The organism is Enterobacter sp. 03-F-07-AD-ECC (assembly GCF_047530935.1).
Lineage (GTDB): Bacteria > Pseudomonadota > Gammaproteobacteria > Enterobacterales > Enterobacteriaceae > Enterobacter > Enterobacter cloacae.
Genome location: NZ_JBLKBZ010000020.1, coordinates 18,981 through 42,973 on the forward strand (window position 1 = coordinate 18,981; position 23,993 = coordinate 42,973).

At 55.2% G+C, this 23,993-nt stretch carries 22 protein-coding genes; 15 read left to right on the forward strand and 7 right to left on the reverse strand.

Going from position 1 to position 23,993, the window contains the following annotated elements:
* Window positions 1–4: 4 nt before the first annotated feature.
* Entirely contained in the window at window positions 5–799 is a 795-nt protein-coding gene (locus ACMWKA_RS20815) for an SDR family NAD(P)-dependent oxidoreductase (protein WP_048970415.1), read from the reverse strand.
* A 99-nt stretch (window positions 800–898) separates the two neighbouring features.
* Between ACMWKA_RS20815 and ACMWKA_RS20820 the strand changes: the two genes are divergently transcribed.
* Window positions 899–1,798 (forward strand): LysR family transcriptional regulator, encoded by a 900-nt coding sequence (locus ACMWKA_RS20820; RefSeq protein ID WP_414760569.1) that lies wholly within the window; start codon window positions 899–901, stop codon window positions 1,796–1,798.
* A gap of 71 nt (window positions 1,799–1,869) precedes the next feature.
* Here the strand turns inward: ACMWKA_RS20820 and ACMWKA_RS20825 are convergent, their stop codons facing one another.
* The 4 genes from ACMWKA_RS20825 to ACMWKA_RS20840 all read right to left on the reverse strand — a co-directional run bounded on the left by ACMWKA_RS20825 (window position 1,870) and on the right by ACMWKA_RS20840 (window position 7,383).
* Window positions 1,870–3,654 (reverse strand): diguanylate cyclase, encoded by a 1,785-nt coding sequence (locus ACMWKA_RS20825; protein ID WP_414760570.1) that lies wholly within the window; start codon window positions 3,652–3,654, stop codon window positions 1,870–1,872.
* 120 nt (window positions 3,655–3,774) lie between these two features.
* Window positions 3,775–4,884: an AI-2E family transporter gene (locus tag ACMWKA_RS20830; RefSeq protein WP_013095768.1), complete on the reverse strand. Its 1,110-nt coding sequence runs from the start codon at window positions 4,882–4,884 to the stop codon at window positions 3,775–3,777.
* 118 nt (window positions 4,885–5,002) lie between these two features.
* The gene (locus ACMWKA_RS20835) at window positions 5,003–6,184 is read right to left on the reverse strand and encodes an amidohydrolase (protein WP_414760571.1); all 1,182 of its coding nucleotides are present in this window, start codon (window positions 6,182–6,184) and stop codon (window positions 5,003–5,005) included.
* Window positions 6,185–6,195: 11 nt separating this feature from the next.
* Window positions 6,196–7,383 (reverse strand): MFS transporter, encoded by a 1,188-nt coding sequence (locus ACMWKA_RS20840; protein ID WP_062856951.1) that lies wholly within the window; start codon window positions 7,381–7,383, stop codon window positions 6,196–6,198.
* A gap of 127 nt (window positions 7,384–7,510) precedes the next feature.
* On the opposite strand from ACMWKA_RS20840, the gene ACMWKA_RS20845 reads away from it, so the two are divergent.
* From ACMWKA_RS20845 to ACMWKA_RS20910, 14 genes are all read left to right on the forward strand, one after another.
* The gene (locus ACMWKA_RS20845; protein ID WP_414760572.1) at window positions 7,511–8,419 is read left to right on the forward strand and encodes a LysR substrate-binding domain-containing protein; all 909 of its coding nucleotides are present in this window, start codon (window positions 7,511–7,513) and stop codon (window positions 8,417–8,419) included.
* A gap of 237 nt (window positions 8,420–8,656) precedes the next feature.
* On the forward strand, window positions 8,657–10,057 hold the full coding sequence (mmuP, locus tag ACMWKA_RS20850) for an S-methylmethionine permease (RefSeq protein WP_013095772.1): 1,401 nt from the start codon (window positions 8,657–8,659) through the stop codon (window positions 10,055–10,057).
* Complete coding sequence (gene mmuM, locus ACMWKA_RS20855; RefSeq protein WP_048970423.1) at window positions 10,044–10,976, forward strand: homocysteine S-methyltransferase; 933 nt, start codon at window positions 10,044–10,046, stop codon at window positions 10,974–10,976. The genes mmuP and mmuM overlap by 14 nt, the downstream gene beginning before the upstream one ends.
* Before the next feature lie 595 nt (window positions 10,977–11,571).
* A complete protein-coding gene (locus ACMWKA_RS20860; protein ID WP_013095775.1) occupies window positions 11,572–12,087 on the forward strand; it encodes a fimbrial protein in 516 nt (171 codons plus the stop codon).
* 88 nt (window positions 12,088–12,175) lie between these two features.
* The gene (locus tag ACMWKA_RS20865) at window positions 12,176–12,727 is read left to right on the forward strand and encodes a fimbrial protein (protein WP_013095776.1); all 552 of its coding nucleotides are present in this window, start codon (window positions 12,176–12,178) and stop codon (window positions 12,725–12,727) included.
* Between the two features lies 1 nt (window position 12,728).
* A complete protein-coding gene (locus ACMWKA_RS20870) occupies window positions 12,729–15,212 on the forward strand; it encodes an outer membrane usher protein (RefSeq protein ID WP_414760573.1) in 2,484 nt (827 codons plus the stop codon).
* Between the two features lie 31 nt (window positions 15,213–15,243).
* On the forward strand, window positions 15,244–15,990 hold the full coding sequence (locus ACMWKA_RS20875) for a fimbria/pilus periplasmic chaperone (protein WP_013095778.1): 747 nt from the start codon (window positions 15,244–15,246) through the stop codon (window positions 15,988–15,990).
* Window positions 15,991–16,006: 16 nt separating this feature from the next.
* Window positions 16,007–16,588 (forward strand): fimbrial protein, encoded by a 582-nt coding sequence (locus ACMWKA_RS20880; RefSeq protein ID WP_038982885.1) that lies wholly within the window; start codon window positions 16,007–16,009, stop codon window positions 16,586–16,588.
* Complete coding sequence (locus tag ACMWKA_RS20885) at window positions 16,581–17,057, forward strand: fimbrial protein (protein WP_414760574.1); 477 nt, start codon at window positions 16,581–16,583, stop codon at window positions 17,055–17,057. The genes ACMWKA_RS20880 and ACMWKA_RS20885 overlap by 8 nt, the downstream gene beginning before the upstream one ends.
* 11 nt (window positions 17,058–17,068) lie before the next feature.
* Complete coding sequence (locus ACMWKA_RS20890) at window positions 17,069–17,929, forward strand: hypothetical protein (RefSeq protein WP_038418768.1); 861 nt, start codon at window positions 17,069–17,071, stop codon at window positions 17,927–17,929.
* 5 nt (window positions 17,930–17,934) lie between these two features.
* Window positions 17,935–18,735 (forward strand): EAL domain-containing protein, encoded by an 801-nt coding sequence (locus tag ACMWKA_RS20895; RefSeq protein WP_038420889.1) that lies wholly within the window; start codon window positions 17,935–17,937, stop codon window positions 18,733–18,735.
* 163 nt (window positions 18,736–18,898) lie between these two features.
* Window positions 18,899–19,636: a winged helix-turn-helix domain-containing protein gene (locus ACMWKA_RS20900; protein ID WP_038418769.1), complete on the forward strand. Its 738-nt coding sequence runs from the start codon at window positions 18,899–18,901 to the stop codon at window positions 19,634–19,636.
* A gap of 7 nt (window positions 19,637–19,643) precedes the next feature.
* Window positions 19,644–20,084 (forward strand): hypothetical protein, encoded by a 441-nt coding sequence (locus ACMWKA_RS20905; RefSeq protein ID WP_072193804.1) that lies wholly within the window; start codon window positions 19,644–19,646, stop codon window positions 20,082–20,084.
* Window positions 20,085–20,317: 233 nt separating this feature from the next.
* A complete protein-coding gene (locus ACMWKA_RS20910; RefSeq protein ID WP_038982960.1) occupies window positions 20,318–20,764 on the forward strand; it encodes a hypothetical protein in 447 nt (148 codons plus the stop codon).
* A gap of 46 nt (window positions 20,765–20,810) precedes the next feature.
* On the opposite strand, the gene fbpC is transcribed toward ACMWKA_RS20910, so the two are convergent.
* The gene (fbpC, locus tag ACMWKA_RS20915; RefSeq protein ID WP_414760575.1) at window positions 20,811–21,857 is read right to left on the reverse strand and encodes a ferric ABC transporter ATP-binding protein; all 1,047 of its coding nucleotides are present in this window, start codon (window positions 21,855–21,857) and stop codon (window positions 20,811–20,813) included.
* A gap of 4 nt (window positions 21,858–21,861) precedes the next feature.
* Complete coding sequence (locus ACMWKA_RS20920) at window positions 21,862–23,940, reverse strand: ABC transporter permease (RefSeq protein WP_414760576.1); 2,079 nt, start codon at window positions 23,938–23,940, stop codon at window positions 21,862–21,864.
* Window positions 23,941–23,993 lie beyond the last annotated feature (53 nt).

Sequence of the window (23,993 nt, forward strand, 5' to 3'; positions counted from 1 at the left end):
AGCATTAAAGGATGGAACGGAACGTGCCGCCCTCGACGCGTACAGCCGCCCCGTTGGATGCCGCGCCCAGTGGACTGGCTAACAGAGCGACCATCGCCGCGATCTCGTCTGCCTCAATCATTCTGGCGATCAACGAGCTGGGGCGGTAGGTCTGGAAGAAATGCGCTTCGATCTCCCGATCGGTCATATCCGGCGCAGGCGCGGTCTGGCGAAGGTACTCAATAATGCCGTCCGAGCGCGTCGCCGACGGCAGCACGCTGTTAACCGTCACGCCGGTTCCCCGGGTCAGTTCGGCCATACCGCGCGAAACAGCAAGCTGCGCTGATTTGCTGACGCCGTAATGCACCATGTCTGGCGGCGTAAAGGCGCCCACTTCGCTGGATATAAAAATCACCCGTCCCCAGTTCCGTTCCAGCATGCGCGGGAAGTAGTGGCGTGAGAGGCGGACGCCGGACATCACATTTGTGTTGAACATGTGCAGCCAGTCTTCGTCGTTAATATCCGCGAAGGCTTTGGCTTCGTAGAACCCCAGGTTATTAATCAGAATATCGGTATCAGGGCAGGCGGCGAACAGGGCTTCTGCGCCCTCCAGGGTACCGAGGTCAACGACAACGGTGGAGACCTGTGCGTCAGGCGTCGCGTCGGTGATAGTGGCCGCGGCTTTTTGCAGCTTTGCCGGGTCGCGTCCGGTAAGGGTGACGGCAACCCCTTCTTGAGCGAGCGTGCGGGCGATGGCCAAACCAATGCCTGCGGTTGCGCCCGTAACCAGCGCGGTCTTACCGGTGAGTTGAAGATCCATAGTGTTTACCCTCTGGTGATGAATGCAGCTCACTTTACTCATCACTCCGGAGGGGATAAATTAGCCAGATTGAAAAACATTTGTTCCTGAAAGAGCAAAATGAGCCGCAAATTCGATTATCTCGGAGACGTTGAAGTCTTCATTACTGTCGTTGAACACGGCTCTTTTACGGCCGCAGCGGTTGTCCTTTCCACCACACCCTCTGTCCTGAGTCGCGCGGTTTCCCGCCTGGAAGCGCGTCTTGGACGGCAGTTATTACAGCGAACGACCCGCCGCGTGGGGCTGACGGAGGCCGGACGCGTTTATCTGGAACAGGCGAGGTCTGCGTTTGCACTGCTTGATGACGCCGAACGCGAGGGGCGGGGCCAGGAAGGCGATCTGACCGGTCGCGTGCGAATGAGCGTTCCAACCACCTACGGGCACTACCGTTTGCCGCCGCTGCTGGCGCGCTTTGCCCAACACTACCCACGCGTTCAGGTGGAGCTGAACATCACCAATCGCAACGTTGATCTGATTGCGGAGGGATTCGATCTGGCGATTCGCCTGGGGCAGTTGCCCGACAGTGGGTTAGTCGCGCGCAAGCTGGAGGATGCAGCGCTGCTGCTGGTCGCATCGCCTGATTACCTGCACCGCATGGGGAGCCCGCAGACGCTGGAGGAGTTGCATCGTCACACCTGTCTGCCCTTTATCATGCCGCGTACCGGACGCATTGCCCCCTGGGTGTTTCGTGATGAGGAACGTGATATTGACTGGCTGCTGGGTTCAACTATCGAAATCTCAGAAGATGTACTCGGCGTGGTTTCGCTGGCGGAGCAGGGGATGGGGATCTGCCAGAGCTATGAATTTATCGTCCGCGACAGGATACAGCGCGGGCAGTTAGTCGAGGTGCTGCCACACCTGCGTGGACGGTCGCGGCCGTTCTCCGTGCTCTTCGCGCCACACCGACGCCAGTCGGCGGCCACCCGGGCGATGATTGATCTTCTCACCACCCAAAAATGACAAGGATATGTCCACTATGAAAAAAGAGAGTTGCCCCTGAGCCGGGGGACGTGAGGGCGCGAAAATCACCGTCAGCCCGCCTCCAGCATCCCAAAGCTCACAATACGCGAACGGCCCAGCTCTTTCGCCCGGTATAAGGCCACGTCGGCAGCGCGCAGCAGGTTATCGCTCTGAGCGTGCTGCGGATAGCTGGCGACGCCAATCGACACATCCACCGGGCCAATCTCTGAAAGCCCATAGCGCAGCGACAGTTCATGCACGCCGTTATAAATCTCTTTGGCGCACGCCTGCGCCGCCTCTTCATCGACGCCGGAAAGCAACACCAGAAACTCTTCGCCGCCATAGCGGAATGCCAGCCCGCTGTCGTGTACGGCGCGTTGTATGATGGTGGCCACGCTTTTGATGACCTGATCGCCCGCTTCATGACCAAAGCGGTCATTGATGCTTTTGAAGTGGTCGATGTCGATCATCAGGCAGCTTACCGGCTCTTCATTGCGCACCGCCTGCGCCATTTGGGTGCGCAGGGTATCTTCCAGATGATGGCGGTTACGCAAGCCGGTGAGCGGATCGAAGAGGGCTTTTTCCAGCAGGGCATCGCGCAGACGTTGGTTGGCCAGCGCCAGACCGAGCGCTTCAGCCATCAGCTCCAGATAGGCGCGGGAAGGGGCATTTTCCGCAGTGATGTTCTGGAAGGAGAGCAACCCAATGGCTTCGCCCTGGGCAATCATAGGAACGCAGAGCGACGTATGCGTGTGCGACGCCGGCAAATGGTAGCAGGCGATATCCGGCTCGCCATTCACCGGAGGATGGCTCTGCCCACGTCTGACCGCCCAGCACTCATCGGGATGAAAAGGCGTATCCTCTCCTGGCGGCGAAAGCCACTGCGCGACGCAGCGCATCTGCCACGGATCGCGGTCGAGGATATAGAGCCGCCCGGCAATTCCCGGCGCGATATTGGGGGCGAACAGCTCCGCTACGTTAATCACGTCCGCAAAGTTCTCACACCCTTGCAGCCGCTGGGTCATGCGCGCCAGCAGCTCGCGGATGGCCCAGTCGGCGTCGCGCTCTTTTTCCAGACGCTGCCGCGCAAGGCCATTTTCACGAAAGATACGAATCGCCTGCGCCATATCGCCAATCTCATCGATCTGGTTGAAATTGGGTGTTTCAACCGCGTAATCCTGCGACGCGAGACGGTGTACCACATCGCTCAGGCGTACCACCGGGCGCAGCACGCGCCGTTTTAAGATAAAGCCAAGCACAAACAGGAACAGCAGGGCGGTCAGGCCAACCATCATTTCAGAGATTGTCCGCAGCGTTTTCGATTTTTTGGTTGCCTCCTGAACGGAAGCGATCACCCGCTTGTCGAGTATCTGGCGGAAGTGATCGATCTGATTCTGGGCGCGTTCCAGCTCCTGCTCATAGGGTGCACCGTAGAGCAGGGCGATGGCCTGGGCATCTTCTCCCTGCGCCGTGTGGGTGAGGGCGGCCTGCTGTTCGTCCTGTAGTTCATCGACGATTTTTATCCCTTCATGCAGCAGGGACAGCTCATCATCTGACGCGCCGACATCCTGCAGTTTTTCCAGCCGGAGTTCGGTACTCTTCAGCTTGTTCTCTGACTGGTTGTATTCCCTGAGGATCTGCGGATCTTTTTTAATCACGTACAGGCGGGCTAAATCAGACTGCGCCCAGATATCGGTTTCGATATCTTCCGTAAGTTGATCAAATATCTGCCGCTGTTCAACGGCCTGACGCTCAAGGGTGTCAGCATTGGACGCCATCAGCATGATGATGCCGGAAGCGAGGGTCAGGCAGACCGTGGCACCGTAGGCCCAGTTTGTTATCGTCGCGATTCGCACCTGGTGATCCTTTTACGACCAAAGAAGGATGGCGTTCTTTCAAATTATAGAAAACGTTTGATTTAAGGCGAAAAAAAAGGCGGCACAGCGCCGCCTGTTGGGAAGGTTATCGTCAGCGGTTTATAAATCTGGAGGATTTTTCCCTTCTTCAATAAACGCGGCATCCAGCTCTTCGGCGTTACCCGCATGATCGCGACCGGAGAAGAGATTCCAGCAGGCGATAAACAGCGCGGCAATCAGCGGGCCAATCACGAAGCCGTTAATGCCGTACAGCTCCATGCCGCCAAGCGTTGAGATCAGGATCAGGTAGTCCGGCATTTTGGTGTCTTTGCCTACCAGCAGCGGGCGCAGGATATTGTCCACCAGCCCGACGATAATCACGAAGAAGCCGACAATGAACAGCCCCTGCCAGATCTGATGCGTCGCGAAGAGGAAAATGGCGGCCGGAACCCAGACAATCGCCGACCCCACCGCAGGCACCAGGGAGAGGAAGGCCATCAGCGCTCCCCAGAGGATGCTGCCGTCGATACCGGCAATGGCAAACGCAATCCCGCCGAGCGTGCCCTGAACCACCGCGACAACCGCCGTGCCTTTTACCGTCGCCCGCGAGACGCCGACAAACTTGGCGAACAGGTGCTGCTTGGCGAAATCGGACAGAGGCAGGGAGTCGAGGATCTGGCGCACCAGGAACGGCCCGTCTTTCAACAGGAAGAACAGCAGATACAGCATGATGCCGAAGCTAATGGCAAAGCCGAACGTCCCTTTGCCGATCAGAAACGCGCTGCCCGCCAGATACTGCCCGCCCTGCAGAGCGACATCGGAGAGTTTTTTCTGGATCTGCGCGGCGTTGGTCAGGTTGTGATCCGCGAGGAAACCGCTGGCCCAGTCCGGCAGATGGTTAAAGATGCTCGCCACCACCTCCGGGAACTGGGTGTTGTTCTCCTGCAGTTTGGTGTACACCACGTTCAGCTCTATGGCGAGCGAGGAGAAGATCACCATCAACGGGATAAAGACAATCAGGCAGATAATGCCGATGGTCAGCAGCGAGGCCAGCCCGTTGCGATCTCCCAGTGCGGCGCGCAGCTTGTTTTTTACCGGGTTAAAGATAACGGTCAGAATGGCGGCCCACAGAATGGCGGAGAAGTAGGGCGATAGCACGTCGAAAAACGCCCACGTCACGAGGGCGAGAATAAAGATAAAGAAACCTTTGGTCAGTCCGTTAAAGCGCATCAGTCAGTCCTGGTTACTAAGAAACTGTGACGACTATAGAACTGATTGACGGATTTACCAACCATTGCGCCGGGGGGCGCAGGCGACGCGCCGCCGGGCAATGTCAGGACGGGAGGGGTCAAATCTCCTCAAACAGCGGGCTCACCAGCGCAACGTGCGTTTTCACGCCCACCGCCAGCGCAGCCTCGTCGATGCGAAAGTGTGGATTGTGGACGTTCCAGACCGCGCCTTTTTCCTCGTTGCCGCAGCCGATGAACAGAAACGTTCCCGGGACTTTCTCCTGATAGGAGGAGAAATCCTCGCTGCCAAACAGGGCCCGATCGGCAAGCTGCAGCGTTCCTTCTTCGAAGTGCGCTGCAATCGCCGCTTTGGCGATGGCATTGGTGTCGGCATGGTTGTTGCCAACGGCGTAACCCTGCTGCCAGCGGATCTCACAGCGCGCGCCGTGGGCACTGACGACGCCCTCGACAATACGCTGCACCAGCTGCGGTACCTGCTCGCGTACCTGCTGATTATGAGTACGCACCGTTCCGGCCAGGCGGGCGCTGTCCGGAATCACGTTATAGCTGTCACCGGCCTGGAAGGTCGCGATGGTCAGCACCGGGGCGTTAATCGGGTCGAGATTACGCGCCACCACGTTTTGCAGCGCGGTGACAACTTCAGCGCCGATTACCACCGGGTCGATGCAGAACTGCGGCATTGAGCCATGTCCGCCCCGGCCGAAGATCGTGATATCAAAATTATCGCTGGAGGCGACATAGACCCCTTCTTTCAGCGTAATGTTACCGGTAGGACTGGTCGGGAAAACGTGCAGACCGAAGATCTTCTCGACATCGTCAACCACGCCTTTCTCCACCAGTTCGCGCGCGCCGCCCGGCGGCACTTCTTCGGCAGGCTGGAAGATAAACTTGATGCTGCCGCACAGCTGGCTGCGCAGGTGGCAAAGCACTTTCGCCGCGCCCATCAGCATGGCGGTGTGGGCATCGTGACCGCAGGCATGCATGACGCCGGGTTTGGTTGAGCTGAATGCTTCACCGCTCTCTTCCTGCAGCGGCAGGGCGTCGATATCAGCACGCAGTGCCCACATCGGGCCGGGTTTTTCACCCTGTAATACCGCCACCACGCTGTTCTCCAGCGGGCGGCTAATCGTCAGCTCCGGCAGATTCTCCAGTTCACGGGCGATAAAATCTGCGGTCGGCTTTTCCTGAAATGAGAGATCCGGGTTGGCATGAATATGCCTGCGCCAGCGGATCACCTCGTCGTGAACGTCGCGGATAAGGTTTTCAGTGCTACTTTTCATGACAGTCTCCTTCAGTCAGTCACCGGCAGTGAGGGCGCAGGTTTTTTTATCAATGGCACTATCGCCACGCCCGCGCACACCATTGCCAGTGACAAGAAAATAAATGCGCTTTCATAACTGTGGCTTTTTCCAACGAGATAGCCAATAACAACCGGTGAAACGAAGCCCCCCAGCGTCCCCCCGGTGTTTATCAGCCCGATGGCCGAGCCCATGATGTTCTCCGGCAGGCGTTTCATTGGCAGGGTAAACGCGGTCACAAAGGTGGCCATCAGGAAGATCTCCCCCACAAACAGCAGGATGCTGGCACTCACCGCCGTGGCGGTGTGGAAGATGCCGAGAATGGCAGCAGCGCTCACCAGTGCGCAGATCAAAATCACCTGTGGCTCGCGGTGGTGGAAGTATTTTCCGACCAGCCAGCCGGTGCACAACGACGAAAGCCAGATCCCCGCGCCGCCAGCCGCCACGATATAACCGGACACCTCAATCGGCATGCCCATGCTCTGGACAAAGAATTTAGGCAGCCAGGCCAACAGGCCATAGCTTGGGATATTGATGCAAAACACCGAGAAAAACAGCAGCAGCACCGTGGGGTTACGCCACAGCGCCTCGCGTTGCCCATGCGCGGCCTGGCGTGGCGCGGGTTTCTGATACGGCACGCGCAAGGCGATCAACAGGGCGATGGCGCAGGCAACGATCCCTAATGCCACAAACGAGGTGTGCCAGCCCAGGTGTTCCAGCGCCGAGACGGCCACAATCGGCCCGACGGTCATCGCCAGCCCGGCGGAGGAGAGCAGTACCGACTGGGCGAAGGTGCGTTTTTCCAGCGTAAAATTGCTGACCACCGCTTTCGCGCAGGAGCAGGGATAGCCGGAATGCCCCACGCCGGAGAGAAAGCGAAACACCAGCAGCAGGCCAACGCTCATACCCAGCGCGCCAAAGCAGAGGGCGAAGATCCCCAGCGCACACAGAGAAAGGATCAGCATGGTTTTGTAGCCGATTCGGTCGTTTAGCCAGCCAGCAGGCACCTGAAAGAGAGAGTAGGCGAGAAAGAAGATCCCAGTGATATAGCCCAGCTGCGCGGTGGTAAGCCCGAACTCTTTTTCGATCGGCAGCAGGGCAAAACCCATTACGGTTTTATCGATGTAGACCACGACATAGCCGATAAAAAGTAAAAAAATCATCTGTGACTGGCTTTTCATTGTGTTTTCCGCCTGACGTCAGAGTGTGATGAGAATTGTTGTGTGCACTCTGAATCTAGGGGTTTACCAGACAGGCGGGAAGATATAATTTTGCTATAGGTGATGCTTTTTTGTTATAGGGCGAGCGATGAAATATCTGCCAAAACTCGGCCATCTTCAGGCCTTTCGTCAGGTGGCGCGCAGCGGCAGTATCCGTTCGGCCGCACGGGAACTGGGCGTTTCGCAGCCCGGACTGAGCCGTACATTGCGTGAGCTTGAGCAAACTTTAGGCACCCAACTTTTATTGCGCAGCAAAGAGGGGATTGCCCTTACCGAGGCGGGAATGGCGTTTTCCCAACGGGCGGAGTGGGTGCTTGAAGAGCTGCGGCGTGCGGCGGATGAAGTGGAGCAGATTAACCATTTTACTCACGGGCGTCTGACGGTGGGGTTCTCTTCGCTTATTGCGCTGACCGTCTTTCCTGATGTGGCCGAGGCGTTCAAGAAAACGCTGCCCCAGGTCTTGCTGACGGTGAAGGAGGGGCAGCTCTCCTCGCTCCTGCCTGGCGTACGAAACGGTGAAATAGATATGGCTATCGGCTCGGTGGATCCGATGGCGCCGCCGGAAGGGGTGATGATCGAACCGCTGTTTACCTCGCCATTTTGCATCATCGCACGCAAGGGGCACCCACTGGCAGAAGCCCGCGATCTGATGGCGCTGCGTCAGGCTAAATGGCTAATGCCGGAGTCATCCATGGGCTACTACCAGCAGCTACAAAATGAGCTCAGCCATTTTTATCGACAGGTGGATATCACCCCACTGCGCACCGATTCCGTCATCACGGGGCTAAATATGGTGCTTAACGCGGACTATCTGACGGTGGTCGCGCGGGCGATGTGTCAGCCGCTACAGCTTGATGACAAGCTGGTGGCGTTGCCCATCACCCAGCTGCCGTCGGCGCAGTATTGCGCGGTGTGGTCGCAAAAGTCGGCGATGACCACTAACGCGCGTCAGTTTTTGATTCGCCTGCGCGAAGCATGCAGAGGGTTTAGCTGGTAGGGGAAAGATACAACTTTTGTCTGAGCCAGAATCACAGCCGTCCGCGCCATGCTGTAAGTATCTGCTTGCGGAGGTGCTTATGGCCTGGCGTCCGATTCTGTATGTGATCCTCACAACCCATCCCCGACTCAGTGCGCGACGCGCCCGGTTGCGTCTGGTCGTCTAGCTTTTTTATGTTAATCGCGGTATAACACACCTTCTTTGGATGTTTAGATGTCCATACGTATAGAAGGTAATATGCAAACACAACAAGAAAATGGGCAGCTAAAGCGCACCATGAAAACACGCCACCTGATTATGCTCTCGCTGGGTGGCGTGATTGGCACAGGGTTATTCTTTAATACCGGTTATATCATTTCGACAACCGGGGCAGCAGGCACGCTGCTGGCCTATCTCATTGGCGCACTGGTGGTCTGGCTGGTGATGCAGTGTCTGGGCGAGCTGTCGGTGGCGATGCCGGAAACCGGCGCGTTTCACGTTTATGCCGCTCGTTACCTCGGCCCGGCGACGGGCTATACCGTGGCGTGGCTGTACTGGCTCACCTGGACGGTGGCGCTAGGATCGAGCTTTACCGCCGCCGGGTTCTGTATGCAGTACTGGTTCCCACAGGTGCCCGTCTGGGTATGGTGCGTGGTCTTCTGCGTGGTGATTTTTGGCCTTAACGTTATCTCCACGCGTTTCTTTGCCGAGGGCGAATTCTGGTTCTCGCTGGTGAAAGTTATCACCATCATCGCCTTTATTATTCTTGGCGGCGCGGCGATCTTTGGCTTTATTCCAATGCAGGACGGTTCGCCTGCGCCGGGTCTGAGCAACATTACCGCTGAAGGCTGGTTCCCGCATGGCGGCCTGCCGATCCTGATGACCATGGTGGCGGTGAACTTTGCCTTCTCCGGCACCGAGCTTATCGGCATTGCGGCGGGCGAAACGGAAAACCCGCATAAGGTTATTCCGGTGGCGATCCGTGCGACCATTGCCCGGTTGATCATCTTCTTTATCGGCACCGTGTTTGTGCTGGCGGCGCTGATCCCGATGCAGCAGGCCGGGGTGGAAAAGAGCCCGTTTGTGCTAGTGTTTGAAAAAGTCGGGATCCCGTATGCGGCAGATATCTTTAACTTTGTGATTTTGACCGCGATCCTCTCGGCGGCAAACTCCGGCTTGTACGCCTCAGGGCGCATGCTGTGGTCGCTTTCTAACGAGAAAACGCTGCCGCGCTGCTTTGCCCGCGTCAATAAAAACGGCGTGCCGCTGACGGCGCTCTCCGTTTCCATGCTCGGTGGCGTGCTGGCGCTCTTCTCAAGCGTGGTTGCGCCGGACACGGTGTTTGTGGCGCTGTCGGCCATTTCCGGTTTTGCGGTGGTGGCGGTGTGGATCAGCATCTGCGCGTCGCACTTTGTCTTCCGTCGTCGTCATCTGCAGTCCGGACAGCCGCTGTCTGCTCTGCACTATCGCGCGCCGTGGTATCCGCTGGTGCCGGTGCTCGGGTTTATCCTCTGCGTGGTGGCATGTATCGGCCTGTGGTTTGATCCGAGCCAGCGCATTGCCCTTTATTGTGGCCTGCCGTTCGTCGCCCTGTGTTATGGTGCCTACTACCTGACCCGAAACCTGACATCGCAGGAGCCTGAACATGTCGCAGAATAATCCGCTTACCGCCCTCCTTGAAAAGCAGCCGTTTGTGGTGCTGGATGGCGCAATGGCAACTGAACTGGAAGCGCGCGGGTGCAACCTTGCAGACAACCTCTGGTCTGCCAAAGTATTGATGGAAAACCCGGAGCTTATCCGTGAAGTCCACCTCGACTACTACCGTGCGGGTGCGCAGGTGGCGATCACCGCCAGCTATCAGGCCACGCCTGCGGGCTTTGCGGCGCGCGGTCTGGATGAGGCGCAGTCCCGCGCGTTGATCGGCAAAAGCGTGGAGCTGGCGCGTAAGGCGCGTGAAGCGTATCTGGCGGAAAATCCGCATGCGGGCACGCTGCTGGTGGCGGGGTCCGTTGGGCCGTATGGCGCCTATCTGGCGGATGGCTCTGAGTATCGCGGAGATTATGTGCGTCGCGCCGAAGAGTTTACCGCGTTTCATCGTCCGCGCATTGAGGCGTTGCTGGATGCGGGGGCGGATCTGCTGGCTTGCGAAACGCTACCCTCCTTTGAGGAGATCAAGGCGCTGGCAGCACTTGTGGCTGAGTATCCCCGCGCCCGGGCATGGTTCTCGTTTACCCTGCGCGACAGCGAGCACCTGAGCGACGGGACACCGCTGCGGGAAGTTGTCGCGGCCCTGAAAGATAATTCGCAGGTCGTGGCGCTGGGCATCAACTGTATCGCGCTGGAAAACACCACCGCGGCGCTGAAACACCTGCACAGCCTGACGACACTGCCGCTGGTGGTCTATCCGAACTCGGGCGAGCATTATGATGCGGTGACCAAAACCTGGCACCATCACGGTGAAGCGTGCGAGACGCTGGCGGGGTATTTGCCCCAGTGGCTGGAGGCCGGTGCCAGATTAATCGGTGGATGCTGTCGCACCACGCCGAAAGATATTGCTGAGCTTAACGCGCAGCGATAATCCTGATTCCCGGTCAGCAGTTATGCAGGCCGGGAATAATTCTCTTTATACCCTTCCCATTATTTCTTTCTGACAAATTCAGATGCCTATCCCAACTAGATAATTTCTGTTCGCGTGCGAATGATATTGTCTCCTGACACAGATACTTTTTGAGTTTATGTAATTAATTTTCACACTCCAGCAACAAATCTACTTTGATAATCTCGTGTTTATGACTGTTAGTGTGGGTTAAAAGATTAAGCTTTAGAGTGATAATCTATCATTATTATTTATTTTAGTATAAAAAACTAATTGATGTGTAATTCATCTTTATTATTCTAATTAAATCTCTTATTTAAGAATGTCTTTTGTTTTTGATCTGATGGCTTATTTTGCCTTTTGTTTTTTCATCGTCGGGTTATTATTTGTTGCATCAGCGAAGCGCAGGGAGATATGCGTAAGTTCAACTGAATTTGCTGATGATGATGTTTAAGAGATTATTTGATTGCTGAATAATTTAATTAATCCCAATTTTCGGGCGGGGCGTCTATTGCCCAAATTCAGCCATCACAAATCTTATGTGTGTGTCATTCACTTAATTTACAGGACGATATTTATGAAAATGAACAAACTCTTTACTGCACTGGTTCTGGCTTCTGGTATGGCTGCTTTCGGTGCTCAGGCTGACCAGGGTAGCGGCGTTGTGACCTTCACCGGTTCCGTTATCGATGCGCCATGTTCAATCGCGGCAGGTGATGAAGATCAGACCATTAGCCTCGGCCAGGTTTCCAGTTCCGCGGTGGCGAACGGCGGTACCTCTACGCCGGTTCCGTTTTACATTCACCTGGAAAACTGCTCTGTTGAGACCGCTACCACTGTGACCACTACCTTCTCCGGCGCGGATTCCAGCGTTGACGGTGCAGTACTGGGCGTAACCGGTAATGCAACCGATGTTGGCATCGTGATGACCGATGGCGACAGCAACACTATCACCCTGGGTGAAGCCACGAGTGGACAGAACGTGGTTAATGGCGACAACACTCTGACCTATTCCGCATACATCATCGGTGGAGAAGCACCAACCGAAGGTGATTTCACCGCTGTGACTAACTGGACTCTGGCTTACGAATAAGCCCTGACCTTATTTCGATGATTCGTCAGACGGCCTTTGCAGGCCGTCTGATATTCGATACCGACTGAATAAGTGAAAAGGGTTTGCTATGGGTTATATATTTTCGAATACAACAAAATTAGTTAAAACACTCCCTTTTCTCCTGTCTGGTTATTGCCTGCCTTTATTCGCTGCAAACCTGGGGGAGGGTGCCGTCCTGATTCAGGGGGCGGTGCTCTACACACCCTGTGCAATTGATCTCGATAGCCGTGATCAAACGATTGATATGGGCGATACACCCGTGTCGGAAATTGCGACTAAAGGTTACGGCCCTACCCGTGCCTTCACCGTTCGCTTAATTAATTGCCTGATGCTGCCAACACCCGGGAACAGCAAATATGACTCCGAGTACTACCAGATAACGTTCGAGCCCATGATCGGCACAGAGCGATTTTCAGTACATGGAGACGCGCAGGGCATTGAACTGGCGATCCGCGATATTGACGGCAATATCGCCGCGCCTGGTGTGGCGTTTCCCGCCAGAGAGGTCACGGCGGGCAGTATGAACCTGAATTATTCGCTTCAGCTTGTCAGCAACGGACAGCCGCTTAAAGCCGGGGATTACCAGTCTCTGATCCGCTTCAGAATGGATTACTACTGAGATGAAAAAAACGATACGGACATTCCGACGCTCAACGCTCAGCGTGCTGATTTTGGCTTTAATCGTGCCGGTGGCGAAAAGCTGGGCCGACGATGATATTCAGTACAATACCGACGTGCTGGACACGCAGGACAAGAGCAATATCGATCTTAGCCACTTTTCGCGTCGAGGCTACGTCATGCCCGGCGACTACACCTTCAGCATCATGGTGAACAAAGACATCCTGCGCGAAGAGCGAATTGTGGTCTATCCCGAGGGTGAAAACGGCCGGGACAGCCTGATTTGCCTGACGCCAGAGCAGCTCTCTCGCTTCAACCTGAAGGCCAGCGTCATGGACGATCTTCGCTGGCTGCGCGACGGTGAGTGTCTGGACAAAGCCAGTCTCGAAGGGCTGGATATGCGCGTCGACCTTGCAAAGGACACGCTTTATCTGGCGATCCCACAGGCGTGGCTGGAGTACACTGCGCCAAACTGGGATCCGCCTTCGCGCTGGGATGAGGGTATCCCTGGTGTGATTGCCGACTACAACCTCAATGTTCAGGCGCAGCAGAATCAAACCGTTTCAGACAGCCAAAATATCAGCGGGAATGGGGTCCTGGGGGCCAACCTGGGACCATGGCGTGCCCGCGCCGACTGGCAGACCAGTTGGAACAAGCGTGACGGGAAAACGGACAAGGATTTCGCCTTTAGCCGTTACTACCTCTACCGCGCCATTCCTTCACTGAAAGCGAAGCTGACGGTGGGGGAAGATTACCTCAGCTCCGATATCTTCGATACCTTCCGCTTTAGCGGCGTTAGCCTGAATTCCGATCTCAGCATGTTGCCGCCGAGCCTGCGTGGCTACGCGCCAGAAGTGACGGGGATCTCCCGTTCAGGCGGTAAAGTGACCATCAGCCAGCAGGGACGCGTAATACACGAAACGCAGGTGGCCGCCGGGGCATTTCGTATTCAGGAACTGAATGATGCCATCTCTGGCACGCTCGACGTAAGGGTGGAAGAGCTGGACGGCAGCGTGCAGGTCTTTCAGGTCACGACGGCTTCGGTTCCCTACCTGACGCGCCCGGGTGCGGTGCGCTACAAGCTGGCAGCGGGTAAACCCTCCGAGTGGGGGCACAGCATGATCGGGCCGATGTTCACCTCGGGAGAAATCTCCTGGGGCGTGGCCAACGGCTGGACGCTGTACGGCGGCTCGGTGATCGGCGGTGACTATAATGCCCTGTCGGTGGGGATCGGGCGCGATCTCTTCATCCTCGGCGCGCTGGCCTTCGACGTAACGCAGTCGCGGGCGGTATTGCCTTCTGAAGGAACGCTGTCCGGTACCTCTTACCGGGTGAGCTACTCAAAAACCTTCGACGAGTACGACAGCCAGGTCACCTTTGCCGGGTATCGTTTCTCCGAACGCGACTTTATGAGTATGTCGGAGTACCTCGATACCCGCTACGGCAGCGGCACGTCGCACAGCCCGAAAGAAAAATACACGGTGTCGTTTAACAAACGCTTCCGTGATGTCGGGCTGAGCGCTTACCTCAACTACAGCCATCAGACCTACTGGAACAGCGCGGATAACGATCGCGTAAGCCTGTCGCTGTCGCGCTATGTCGATCTCGGTCCGTTCAAGAACATGAGCGTATCGCTTACGGCCTACCGCAGCGAGTACTACTCCCTGAAAGACGACGGGGCATACATTTCCGTGTCGTTGCCGATAGGTAACGGCACCTCGCTCAGCTATGGCGCCACAATTAACCGCACCGATAACACACATCGCGTGAGCTATTACGGCCGGGTGGATGAACACAATAGCTTCCAGGTCAGCAGCGGCCTTTCCCGCAGCGGCCCGACGGCGTACGGCTACTACACCTGGCAGGGCGATAGCGCGCAGGTACAGACCAACGCTAGCTATCAGTCCGGCAGTTATACCGCGCTGGGCATGAATGTGACCGGCGGTCTGACCCTGACCACCGAAGGGGGCGCAGCGCACCGCTCGAACGCGCGGGGCGGCAGCCGCGTACTGGTGGATACCGCAGGCGTCAACGGCGTGCCCGTGAAGGGATTCGGCGCCTCGGTGAAAACCAACCGATTCGGGAAGGCGGTGATTGGCGATGTGAACAGCTACTACCGCAATCCGATCCGCATTGACGTTGACAAGCTTGATGAAAACGCTGACGTCACCCGATCGGTCTCACAGGCCACGCTCACCGAAGGGGCGATCGGCTATCGCCAGTTTGACGTGATTGCAGGTGGTAAAGCGATGGCCTTTATCCGCAAGGCTGACGGGAGCTTCCCGCCATTTGGGGCCTCGGTGATGAACGAGAAAAACCAGGAAACGGGGGTGGTGAATGACGAAGGAAGCGTCTGGCTAAGCGGCATTCAGCCAAACGGCAAAATGACCGTCAAATGGGATGGACAAGCCCGCTGCGTGGTAAACCTGCCGGCCGTGCTGCCAGCCGTGCTGGAGAATTTGCTTTTAACCTGTGCGCCGGAATAACCGGCCTGAACAACGAGATGAGTTAATCAAGATGACAATTGTGCGAATTTCCGCCCTGACGGGCCTGGCACTGATGGTTTCAGGCGTGGCGACAGCCGCCATATCGCTGGACAGAACTCGGGTGATTTTTGACGGCGCGGCAAAATCCGTCAGCCTGCGCCTGACCAATGAAAATAAAACACTGCCGTATCTGGCGCAGGGATGGGTGGAAGATGCTCAGGGTAAAAAAATCACCGATCCGCTGGTGCTGCTGCCGCCGGTTCAGCGCATTGAACCAGGCGAGCAGAGTCAGATCAAGGTGCAATCCACCGCGGGGATCCAGCGCCTGCCACAGGACAGGGAGTCGCTGTTCTATTTCAATCTGCGCGAGATCCCGCCCAAAAGCAGCAAGCCTAATACGCTGCAACTGGCGCTCCAGACCCGCATCAAGCTCTTTTATCGCCCGGCCGCTATTGAAGTGCAGCGTGCCGATTATTCCACGCCGTTTCAGGAACAGCTGACCCTGACGCGGGTAGGGGATAAATACCGCGTGAATAATCCGACGCCGTATTACATCTCGCTGGTGAATGCGTCTTCGACGCTCACTGGCAAAGCGGCGGCAGGCTTCAAGCCGATTATGGTTGAGCCGAAAGGTCAGCTGGTGCTGACACCTTCTGCTGCTGCGCTCGGCAGCGCACCAGTGCTGACTTACGTCAACGACTTCGGTGGCCGCGCAAAGCTGATCTTCAGCTGTGGCGGCAACGAGTGCAAAGCCGTTCCGCAGGAAAAGAAAAAATAACCGTCGGGAGAGTGGCATGACTATCGCGTACTGGAAAAAGGGGAGCGGGCTCGCTCTGATGCTGCTGGCAGGATCGCTAAATGCCGCGGACGAATTGGTCGATGGCAACTATGGGCTGCTGCACGTGCGCGGTGCGCTGACGGAAAGCGCCTGCCGTCTGGAGATGGACTCCGCGTGGCAGGAGGTGGACATGGGGACGACGGCAACGGGTGCGCTTAAAAAGCCAGGCGACCAGGGTACGCCGGTGCGGGTGGAGATCCATCTGGAGGATTGTATGCCATCACCCACCTCAGTACGCGATGCGTGGAGCGGCGATTTGCTCTGGAGTCGGGATCAGCCTTCGGTCACGGTCAGCTTTGTTGCGCCGGGAGAGTTGTTTAATCCGGGCCTGGTCCGCGTGACCGGGGCCAGCGGGTTAGGGCTACACCTGACCGACAGACTGCACCGTTCGGTTCGTCTTAACGATGAGGGGCATCCGCTGTTGCTGGAGTCAGATGACAACACGCTTTTTTATTATCTCACGCCGGAACGTACCTCTGCACCGCTGGTGGCGGGGGCATGGCAGGCGCTGATCCACTTCAGGCTTAATTATGACTAGTTCACGTTTTGCTCTGCTTATCGCTTTGTTGCTGGCCAATCCAGTGGCCTGGTCATCCCTGACGGTAAACGTCACCGGCGTGGTCGTGGAGGGAGTGTGTGAAATCAACAACGGTGAAACCGTCTACGTGGATTTTGGCAGCAACCTGCAGGCGCGCCAGCTGGACGGTGAGAACTTTATGAAAACCATCGACTATTCGCTGGTCTGTGAAGATCTGACCTCCAACGATCTGGAGATGCAGTTTGAAGGCGCGGCAGCCTCGTTTAGCGACGACTATCTGGCCACAGACCGCGAAGGGCTGGGGATCAAATTGTATATGAACGGAGAATCGATGCCGCTAAATACCTGGATGCCGTTTACCTGGCCGGAGGTGCCCGTTTTGCAGGCCGCGCCGATTAAAGATGGCGCATCAACCGTGGAAACGGGCGTGTTTAGCGCGTCAGCCACGCTGAAAATTCAGTATCAGTAGGAGAAAACTCCATGAAAAAAATGCTCTTTGCGCTTCTTCTGTTTCTCGGCATGGCATTTAGTCACACCGCTTCAGCCTCAATCTGGAGTTGGATCGACACCCTCAAATCGTGCGGCTCGAACTCCTGCTACGACTACACTTTCACGATTGCCGACTGGGATGAAAATGACGCAACGCCAAATCCATGCTATCAGCTCTCGGCCTGTACTCTGATCATCGGACACAGACATAATGTTGCGGGGACTTCAGGACCAGGAATAGAGCGTTCCTGGGACGCGGGGTCCTATCCGTTTTTGATCACCGCAGAGACAATGGGTGAGGTAAGTCAGCAGTTTAAAACCATTTTCACGTTCCCTTATTCGTCCACGACGCGGCACAGCGGTGTGGCTGTCAATTGGGAAGAGTGCGTGGGTTTTTTTTACGCAGCGGGCAAAAACCTTGGTAACAACGCGTCAAACGTCAACCAAAGCGCTTTTCAGGGCCACCCTATGATGCCTGGGAGTATTTGTGGTGTTGCTCCACAGCCCAGCGGTTCCTGCGATTTCAATCAGGACGTACTGACCCTCGACCACGGCACGCTGACGCGTCAGGAGCTTGATGGGCATGAGGTCAGTGAAAACGTCAGTATTAACTGTACGACATCACAGACGCTCAAGCTGTATATCTACTCCGCAGACAACGTGCAGCTGCGTGACGACGGCAGTCTCTATTCCGAGCTTTATATGAATGACAACGTACTCGGCACGTCGGGCTTCACTCTGGACGTCGCCGAACAGGAAAATGTCGTTGTGAAATCAGTTCTTCATACAAATGGCAGCGTGGCGGCAGGTGAGTTTTCGGGCTCCACTGTGATGCTGATTACGGTGGAGTGATGAAAATGACTGCGTTGCCCTTGAACAATATCGATCTCTACTGCGCGCTTATGATGGGGGAGATCGTTCCCTATTATCAGCCGCTGATTAACAGCCGGACCCAGCGTTTGTACGGGCTGGAAATATTAATGCGCTGGTCACTCTCTGAGGAGAATGCCTCACCCCTGGCGCTTATCCGCGCATTTGACGAGAATGGTCTGTTGCCTGAAATGATGCAACACCTGATGCGCAAGGTTGCGGCAGATATTAACGAACTGGATGCATTGCTGCCTGTTGGGCTTCATCTTTCGCTCAATGTGAGCTCTTCACAGGTCGCGAAGCCCGGCTTTGTGTTTGATACGCTCTCGTTTCTGGCATCCATTCCTCTGGAAAAATATTGTCTGGTGGTCGAGGTCACCGAAGAGCAACCATTGCCGCCTACGCCTGAGGTTACGGGCGCTTTTCTGAAGTTGCAGTTGGCGGGGGTCGAGATCTATCTGGATGATTTTGGTACCGGCTGCTCTAATCTGGAATACCTTGAGCAATTTAGCGTGGACGGGGTGAAGGTGGACCAGCTTTTCGTTAAGCATCTTTCCTCTGATAAAGCGTCAACATCCATTGCAGCGATGGTTGCTGGCCTGGCGAAAGCGCGGGGTCTTGGCATCATTGCTGAAGGGGTTGAAACCCCAGAACAATCACAGCTGCTGCGCGATATGGGGATTGTTATTCAGCAGGGCTATCTCTTTTCCTGCGCATTAAGTCAGTCGCAGTTACGGGAGTATCTTGCCGCCAGACGGTTACATTTTCAGATGAAAAACAGGAAATAAGAGAGTCGTTGATTATAATTTGTCATGACGTAAGTAAAAATTTCCAGACAGTATGATACGCAATTGAACGGGTATTTTGTCACTTTATTCCAATACGCTAAACTAGCTATCGGCATTAACGCCATGAAGAGTGTGGATTAATATTGGAGCTGGTGACAGTGTTATGCATTTCATATTAAACAATAATGTCTCTTTCAACGTTGCTGAAAGGACAGTGTCGGATGGAAAAACGCAACATGTGCTTTCTAATCCGGCATGCAGGCTTCTTCTCGTACTCCTGGAGAATAATAACCGGCTAATGACCAGAGAAGAACTTTTGCAGAAGGTTTGGGGCGATTTTGGATTAACCCCATCCAGTAATAGTTTGAATAATAATATCAGTATATTGCGTAAGATTTTCACTGAGTTTGGAATTCATGATGTGCTCAAAACTGTCCCTAAACAAGGCTTTGAGTTGGCGCTGGAAAATCTTCAGGTCAATGAAAAGTCCAGAGACTATTTGGTGATGCAGGCGATTTCAAAACCTGAAAAAGAGCCAAGTGTACATAAGACCCGGTTGATTAAATGGACCGGCGTGTTGTTCATTATTATTGGATTAGCAATCGCTTTATATCTCAATTTTTTCGACAAACGTGAGGATGTCACGCTTTTAAAACAAGTGCAGCAGTGCAAGATCTTTTATCACAGCAAAGTGAATGCAAAGAGAGTGGAACACTATTTCTCTGAAGGAAACGGGATGAAATTGCTGACGAAGTGTTCAACGCCTGCCTATATTTTTTACGATGACAGTAAAGTGCATGAGAAAACTGAGCTTCTTGAAATCTTTGTCGCAAAATGTACGGTCGATAGTGAAGGGGAATTTAGTGAATGTAAAAACTTCGTCTCGACTAAAGTGGGCTAGCCTTGCTATGTTGTTGATCGCGGTATTTATTGGTGCGTTGCTGTATGTGCCCAAGGATACCCGCGTGCTGGATTGCACAGCAGATATGAATCTTGAGCTGGGTAAAGACCATGACAAGATCGTCGCCAACATCCATCTCGTCGTTCACTTCGTTCCAGATGAGCTCAGCTACATTACCGAGTATGGGGTCGTGACCTACAACAACCAGCGCTATATCGTCGATCGCTATGCCCGACTGCGTTATTCTGGAGATAACCGTCACTCTTTTAATGAATTTAAAAGAGAAGGGATAGAGAAGAATATTAGTGAAACACTACCTGACTCTTTATCTGAAAAACTCACTTCAGCACAAAAGGTCTTTTTATTTAAGGTGCGGAAGTTACAGGGTGAAATATGGAGCATTAGCGATTTGCGGCGTACGGTATTAGTGTGCGCTAAATCAGACTGATGCCGTTATTTTTTTAATTATATCTCCGCCTCTTAATGTTAAGAGGCTGGAGTCTTTTTGTCTTTAAAATGCATTTGGGTGTAAATTTCATGCCATTAAACGTTCTGATAACACAGGATAGTTATCTCTTTCATGGGTTGAAACACTGTATTTCTCTTCAACATATTCAGGATCTTACACTACTTGAAACCTCACATCGAGAGTGTGTGGTTCTGGTCGACAGCAGAATGCCGATGAACGACCTTGAGCACGGGTGGCGGTTTCTCTCGGCTATGTTTGAGCGAACTAAGGCTATTATGCTTTGTATGAATCAACCCGTGAGCTTGCCCTTCAGCGTAAAACCCTGTGGAGACACTGTTGATATGAAAACCAGCCCAGAAAATATATCGCTGATGATCCTCAATAAAATCTCTATTGCAATGCCGGATAAATGGTCACCGCCGGTGCGAATAAAAATAGAAGAAAGAGAGGTTGCATTAATTAACGCGTTTCTGTGCGGAAAGGATATCGAAGAGATGGCAACAATGTTTTGTTGTTCTCAAAAGGAGGTCTATAAGCTTAGAGACAAAGTTTGTCAGCGGCTTAACGTCAGGCATTTTTATATTGCCTGTTTATATATTTTTCGCCACGGGTTACTGCAACGGTCTTATACGTTACCCGAAACCTGGTTACGGTATTAAAAGCGAAGACGCGAAACGGTAACCCGCGTTACCGTTTCGCATTTCATTACGCAGCCTCCGCCAACATAAACATCCCGTACGGATGGATCTCAAGGTAGTACGCATCGCCCACGTCCGGTTGCAGGCGCGTGGCGTTCACCTGAAGTAAAATCTCCTGCCCGTGCCAGTCGACAATCACCTCATACTGCGGCCCCATATAAGCGACGTGGCGGATAGTGCAGCGCTGGCTCTCCTCGCCGCGCTGGCTTAGCGTAATCGCCTCCGGACGCACACCGACCGTACCTTCGCCCTGCGTAGCAAAATGCAGCGGTCGCGGCAGACGGTAGCCGTAGATTTCCACGATATCCTCGTTGAAGCGCGCCGGGAAGAGGTTGGCATCCCCCATAAAACTCGCCATAAAGCGAGACGCCGGCTGTCGATAGAGATCCTGAGGCGAGCCAATCTGCATAATGTTGCCCTTGTTCATCACCAGCACGGTGTCGGAGACCGCAAACGCCTCGCTTTGATCGTGCGTCACGTACAGCGAGGTGATGTTGAACTGCTTTTGCAGTTCGCGAATTTTGTCCCGCATGCTGCGCCTGAGGTTCGCATCGAGGTTGCTCAGCGGTTCATCAAATAGCAACACTTTGGGTTTGAGGATCAGAGCGCGGGCCAGAGCCACGCGCTGCTGCTGGCCGCCAGAAATCTGATCCACGTAGCGATCTTCAAACCCCTCCAGGTCAACCATCGCCAGGGCTTCTTTGACCCGTGATTTTATCTCCGGGCGCGAAACGCCCAGCATCTTCAGACCGTAGCCCACGTTCTCGCCCAGCGACATATGTGGGAAGAGCGCGTAGGACTGAAACACCATACAGATATCGCGCTGCTGAATGGAGCGGTGGGTCACATCCTCTCCATCAATGTAAATCTGTCCTTCGGTCGGTTTTTCCAGCCCGGCGACCAGGCGCAGCACGGTAGTTTTACCGCAGCCGGACGGGCCGAGCAGCGTTACCATTTGTCCCTGCGGGATCGCCAGGTTGATGTTTTCAATTACTGTGTTTGCGCCAAAGCGTTTGGTCACGTTGCGCAGTTCAACAAAATGTTTCTCAGTCATAGTGTTATGCCTGGTTTTTGGCTTTAGAACGGGAGATACGCGCCTCGCCGATCAGCCAGTCAAAGAGGAAAATGATCGCCAGCATGACCACAATCAGGATCGAGCCGTAGGCAATCGCCACGCCGTATTCACCGTCTTCCACACGGTTCAGAATGTAGGCCGTTGCCACGCGGGTATCCGGCGTGACGAGGAACACAATGGCGCTGACGGTGGTAATGGCACGCACAAAGCTGTAAATCAGTGCCGATAAAATGGCCGGACGCAGCAGCGGCAGCAGGATGTGGGTGATGGTGCGCAGGCTTCCGGCACGCAGGCTCAGCGAAGCCTCGTCCAGCGACTTGTCGATCTGCCCTAATCCCGCGATCCCGGCGCGAATGCCCACCGGCACGTTACGCATTACCATGGAAATAATCACGATGGCGGCGGTGCCCGTGAGGTACACCGGCGCGCTGTTAAAGGCCAGAATGTACGACACGCCCGCCACGGTACCCGGTACGGCAAAGCACAGCATGGTTGTGAACTCGATGGTCTTTTTACCCCGGAACTGCTGGCGCACTACAACCCAGGCAATCAGCAGGCCGAAGACGGCGGTGATCGGCGCGGCAATCCCGGCGTAGAGCAGGGTATCTAGCAGCGAAGGCCACGCGCCGTCGCTCATCCCCTGCCCGAACAGCTTGATAAAGTTATCCAGCGTCAGGGTGTAATCCACGCCCCAGTTGACGGTAAAGCTGCCGTAGAAAATGCTGCCGTAAAGCAGGGCGTTAAAGGCGATCCACACCGCCAGCAGGGCGATCACGCTCCACACCAGCGTCACCGGCAGCGGCTGCACGTCTCCGCGGTACGATTTACCGGATACGGTTACGTAGGAGCGCTTGCCGATCCACATGTACTGAATGCAGAACACCAGCAGCGAGAACAGCAGGAGGAAGGCTCCGAGGGTACTCGCCGCCTGATAATCCAACTGTGAGCCGGTAATGTAGAAGTAAATCTGCGTGGCCAGCACGTCGAAGTTCCCGCCCAGCACCAGCGGGTTACTGAAATCGGCCAGCGACTGCACAACCACGATTAAGAACGCATTTGCCAGCGCCGGTTTCAGCAGCGGCACGAAGACGCCGTTAAAGGTCTGCCAGCGGCTGGCGCGTAGGGTGTATGAGGCCTCTTCCAGCGACGGGTGGATGGTTTTGATTGCGCCGTCGAGGATCATAAAGGCCATCGGCGTGAAGGCCAGCACCTGCGCCAGCCAGATGCCGGTGAAGCCGTACAGCCAGTTAGTGTTGGTTAACCCAAACCAGTCCACCATCAGCTCCGTAATATAGCCAGAGCGCCCCATCATAAGTGTAACGCCCAACCCCACCACGAACGGCGGGGTAACGATGGGCAGAATCGAGAAGATACGGCCAATGATGGCGCTGCGTTTGGCGATGCGCGTGGTGTATATCGCCAACACCAGCCCAAAGAAGGTGCAGCCGATCCCGACGGCAACCGACAGCATAATCGAATTGATGATGACCTGAATAATGTGCGCCTGGGACAGCACATTCATGAACGCCAGCGGGGCGAATTCACCTGCGTCGTTGGTGAACATCGGAATGAAAATGGCGATGCTCGGCCAGACGATAAAAATCCCGATCAACGCTACGATGGTAATCAGCGAGCCGATGACAAAACGATCGCCGCCCAGCCACTCCAGGCGGGTGAGGGCCAGCGTCATGATGGCGCCCAGGGCGACAAACAGCACGATGGTGGCATAGCCTAAACCGCGTCCTTCGACGGTGGCGCTGATGACCACGAACGCCATACACAGCAGTGCCCAGCCCGCGTCAAGATAGTGGCGGCTGCGCTGCTCGCGCTTTGCTTCGTTAAACGGGCGTACCAGCAGCAAGCTCGGCAGCAGGTACCACAGCCAGCTGATGTTGAAATGGGACCAGCCGTAGGCGTCGAGGATCTCATCCCCGGTCGACTCCAGCAGGCCGTAATCAAGGCTCCAGCTCGGCAGCAGGGCAAAGGCCAGCCAGCCGAGTAAAACCCACAGGAATACCGCATCCCGTTTTTTGGCGGGATGAAGAGCATGTGTCTGTGACATAAATTTTCCGGGTGTTGGATGCCCGGCAAATGAATGATGCCGGGCGATGACCA

What these genes read in the sequence shown, in the direction of transcription:
- ACMWKA_RS20815 (WP_048970415.1), bottom strand. Translation starts at nt 799, where the DNA reads ATGGATCTTCAACTCACCGGTAAGACCGCGCTGGTTACGGGCGCAACC.
- ACMWKA_RS20820 (WP_414760569.1), top strand. Translation starts at nt 899, where the DNA reads ATGAGCCGCAAATTCGATTATCTCGGAGACGTTGAAGTCTTCATTACT.
- ACMWKA_RS20830 (WP_013095768.1), bottom strand. Translation starts at nt 4,884, where the DNA reads ATGCGCTTTAACGGACTGACCAAAGGTTTCTTTATCTTTATTCTCGCC.
- ACMWKA_RS20835 (WP_414760571.1), bottom strand. Translation starts at nt 6,184, where the DNA reads ATGAAAAGTAGCACTGAAAACCTTATCCGCGACGTTCACGACGAGGTG.
- ACMWKA_RS20840 (WP_062856951.1), bottom strand. Translation starts at nt 7,383, where the DNA reads ATGAAAAGCCAGTCACAGATGATTTTTTTACTTTTTATCGGCTATGTC.
- ACMWKA_RS20845 (WP_414760572.1), top strand. Translation starts at nt 7,511, where the DNA reads ATGAAATATCTGCCAAAACTCGGCCATCTTCAGGCCTTTCGTCAGGTG.
- mmuP (WP_013095772.1), top strand. Translation starts at nt 8,657, where the DNA reads ATGCAAACACAACAAGAAAATGGGCAGCTAAAGCGCACCATGAAAACA.
- mmuM (WP_048970423.1), top strand. Translation starts at nt 10,044, where the DNA reads ATGTCGCAGAATAATCCGCTTACCGCCCTCCTTGAAAAGCAGCCGTTT.
- ACMWKA_RS20860 (WP_013095775.1), top strand. Translation starts at nt 11,572, where the DNA reads ATGAAAATGAACAAACTCTTTACTGCACTGGTTCTGGCTTCTGGTATG.
- ACMWKA_RS20865 (WP_013095776.1), top strand. Translation starts at nt 12,176, where the DNA reads ATGGGTTATATATTTTCGAATACAACAAAATTAGTTAAAACACTCCCT.
- ACMWKA_RS20870 (WP_414760573.1), top strand. Translation starts at nt 12,729, where the DNA reads ATGAAAAAAACGATACGGACATTCCGACGCTCAACGCTCAGCGTGCTG.
- ACMWKA_RS20875 (WP_013095778.1), top strand. Translation starts at nt 15,244, where the DNA reads ATGACAATTGTGCGAATTTCCGCCCTGACGGGCCTGGCACTGATGGTT.
- ACMWKA_RS20880 (WP_038982885.1), top strand. Translation starts at nt 16,007, where the DNA reads ATGACTATCGCGTACTGGAAAAAGGGGAGCGGGCTCGCTCTGATGCTG.
- ACMWKA_RS20885 (WP_414760574.1), top strand. Translation starts at nt 16,581, where the DNA reads ATGACTAGTTCACGTTTTGCTCTGCTTATCGCTTTGTTGCTGGCCAAT.
- ACMWKA_RS20890 (WP_038418768.1), top strand. Translation starts at nt 17,069, where the DNA reads ATGAAAAAAATGCTCTTTGCGCTTCTTCTGTTTCTCGGCATGGCATTT.
- ACMWKA_RS20895 (WP_038420889.1), top strand. Translation starts at nt 17,935, where the DNA reads ATGACTGCGTTGCCCTTGAACAATATCGATCTCTACTGCGCGCTTATG.
- ACMWKA_RS20900 (WP_038418769.1), top strand. Translation starts at nt 18,899, where the DNA reads ATGCATTTCATATTAAACAATAATGTCTCTTTCAACGTTGCTGAAAGG.
- ACMWKA_RS20905 (WP_072193804.1), top strand. Translation starts at nt 19,644, where the DNA reads ATGTTGTTGATCGCGGTATTTATTGGTGCGTTGCTGTATGTGCCCAAG.
- ACMWKA_RS20910 (WP_038982960.1), top strand. Translation starts at nt 20,318, where the DNA reads ATGAACGACCTTGAGCACGGGTGGCGGTTTCTCTCGGCTATGTTTGAG.
- fbpC (WP_414760575.1), bottom strand. Translation starts at nt 21,857, where the DNA reads ATGACTGAGAAACATTTTGTTGAACTGCGCAACGTGACCAAACGCTTT.
- ACMWKA_RS20920 (WP_414760576.1), bottom strand. Translation starts at nt 23,940, where the DNA reads ATGTCACAGACACATGCTCTTCATCCCGCCAAAAAACGGGATGCGGTA.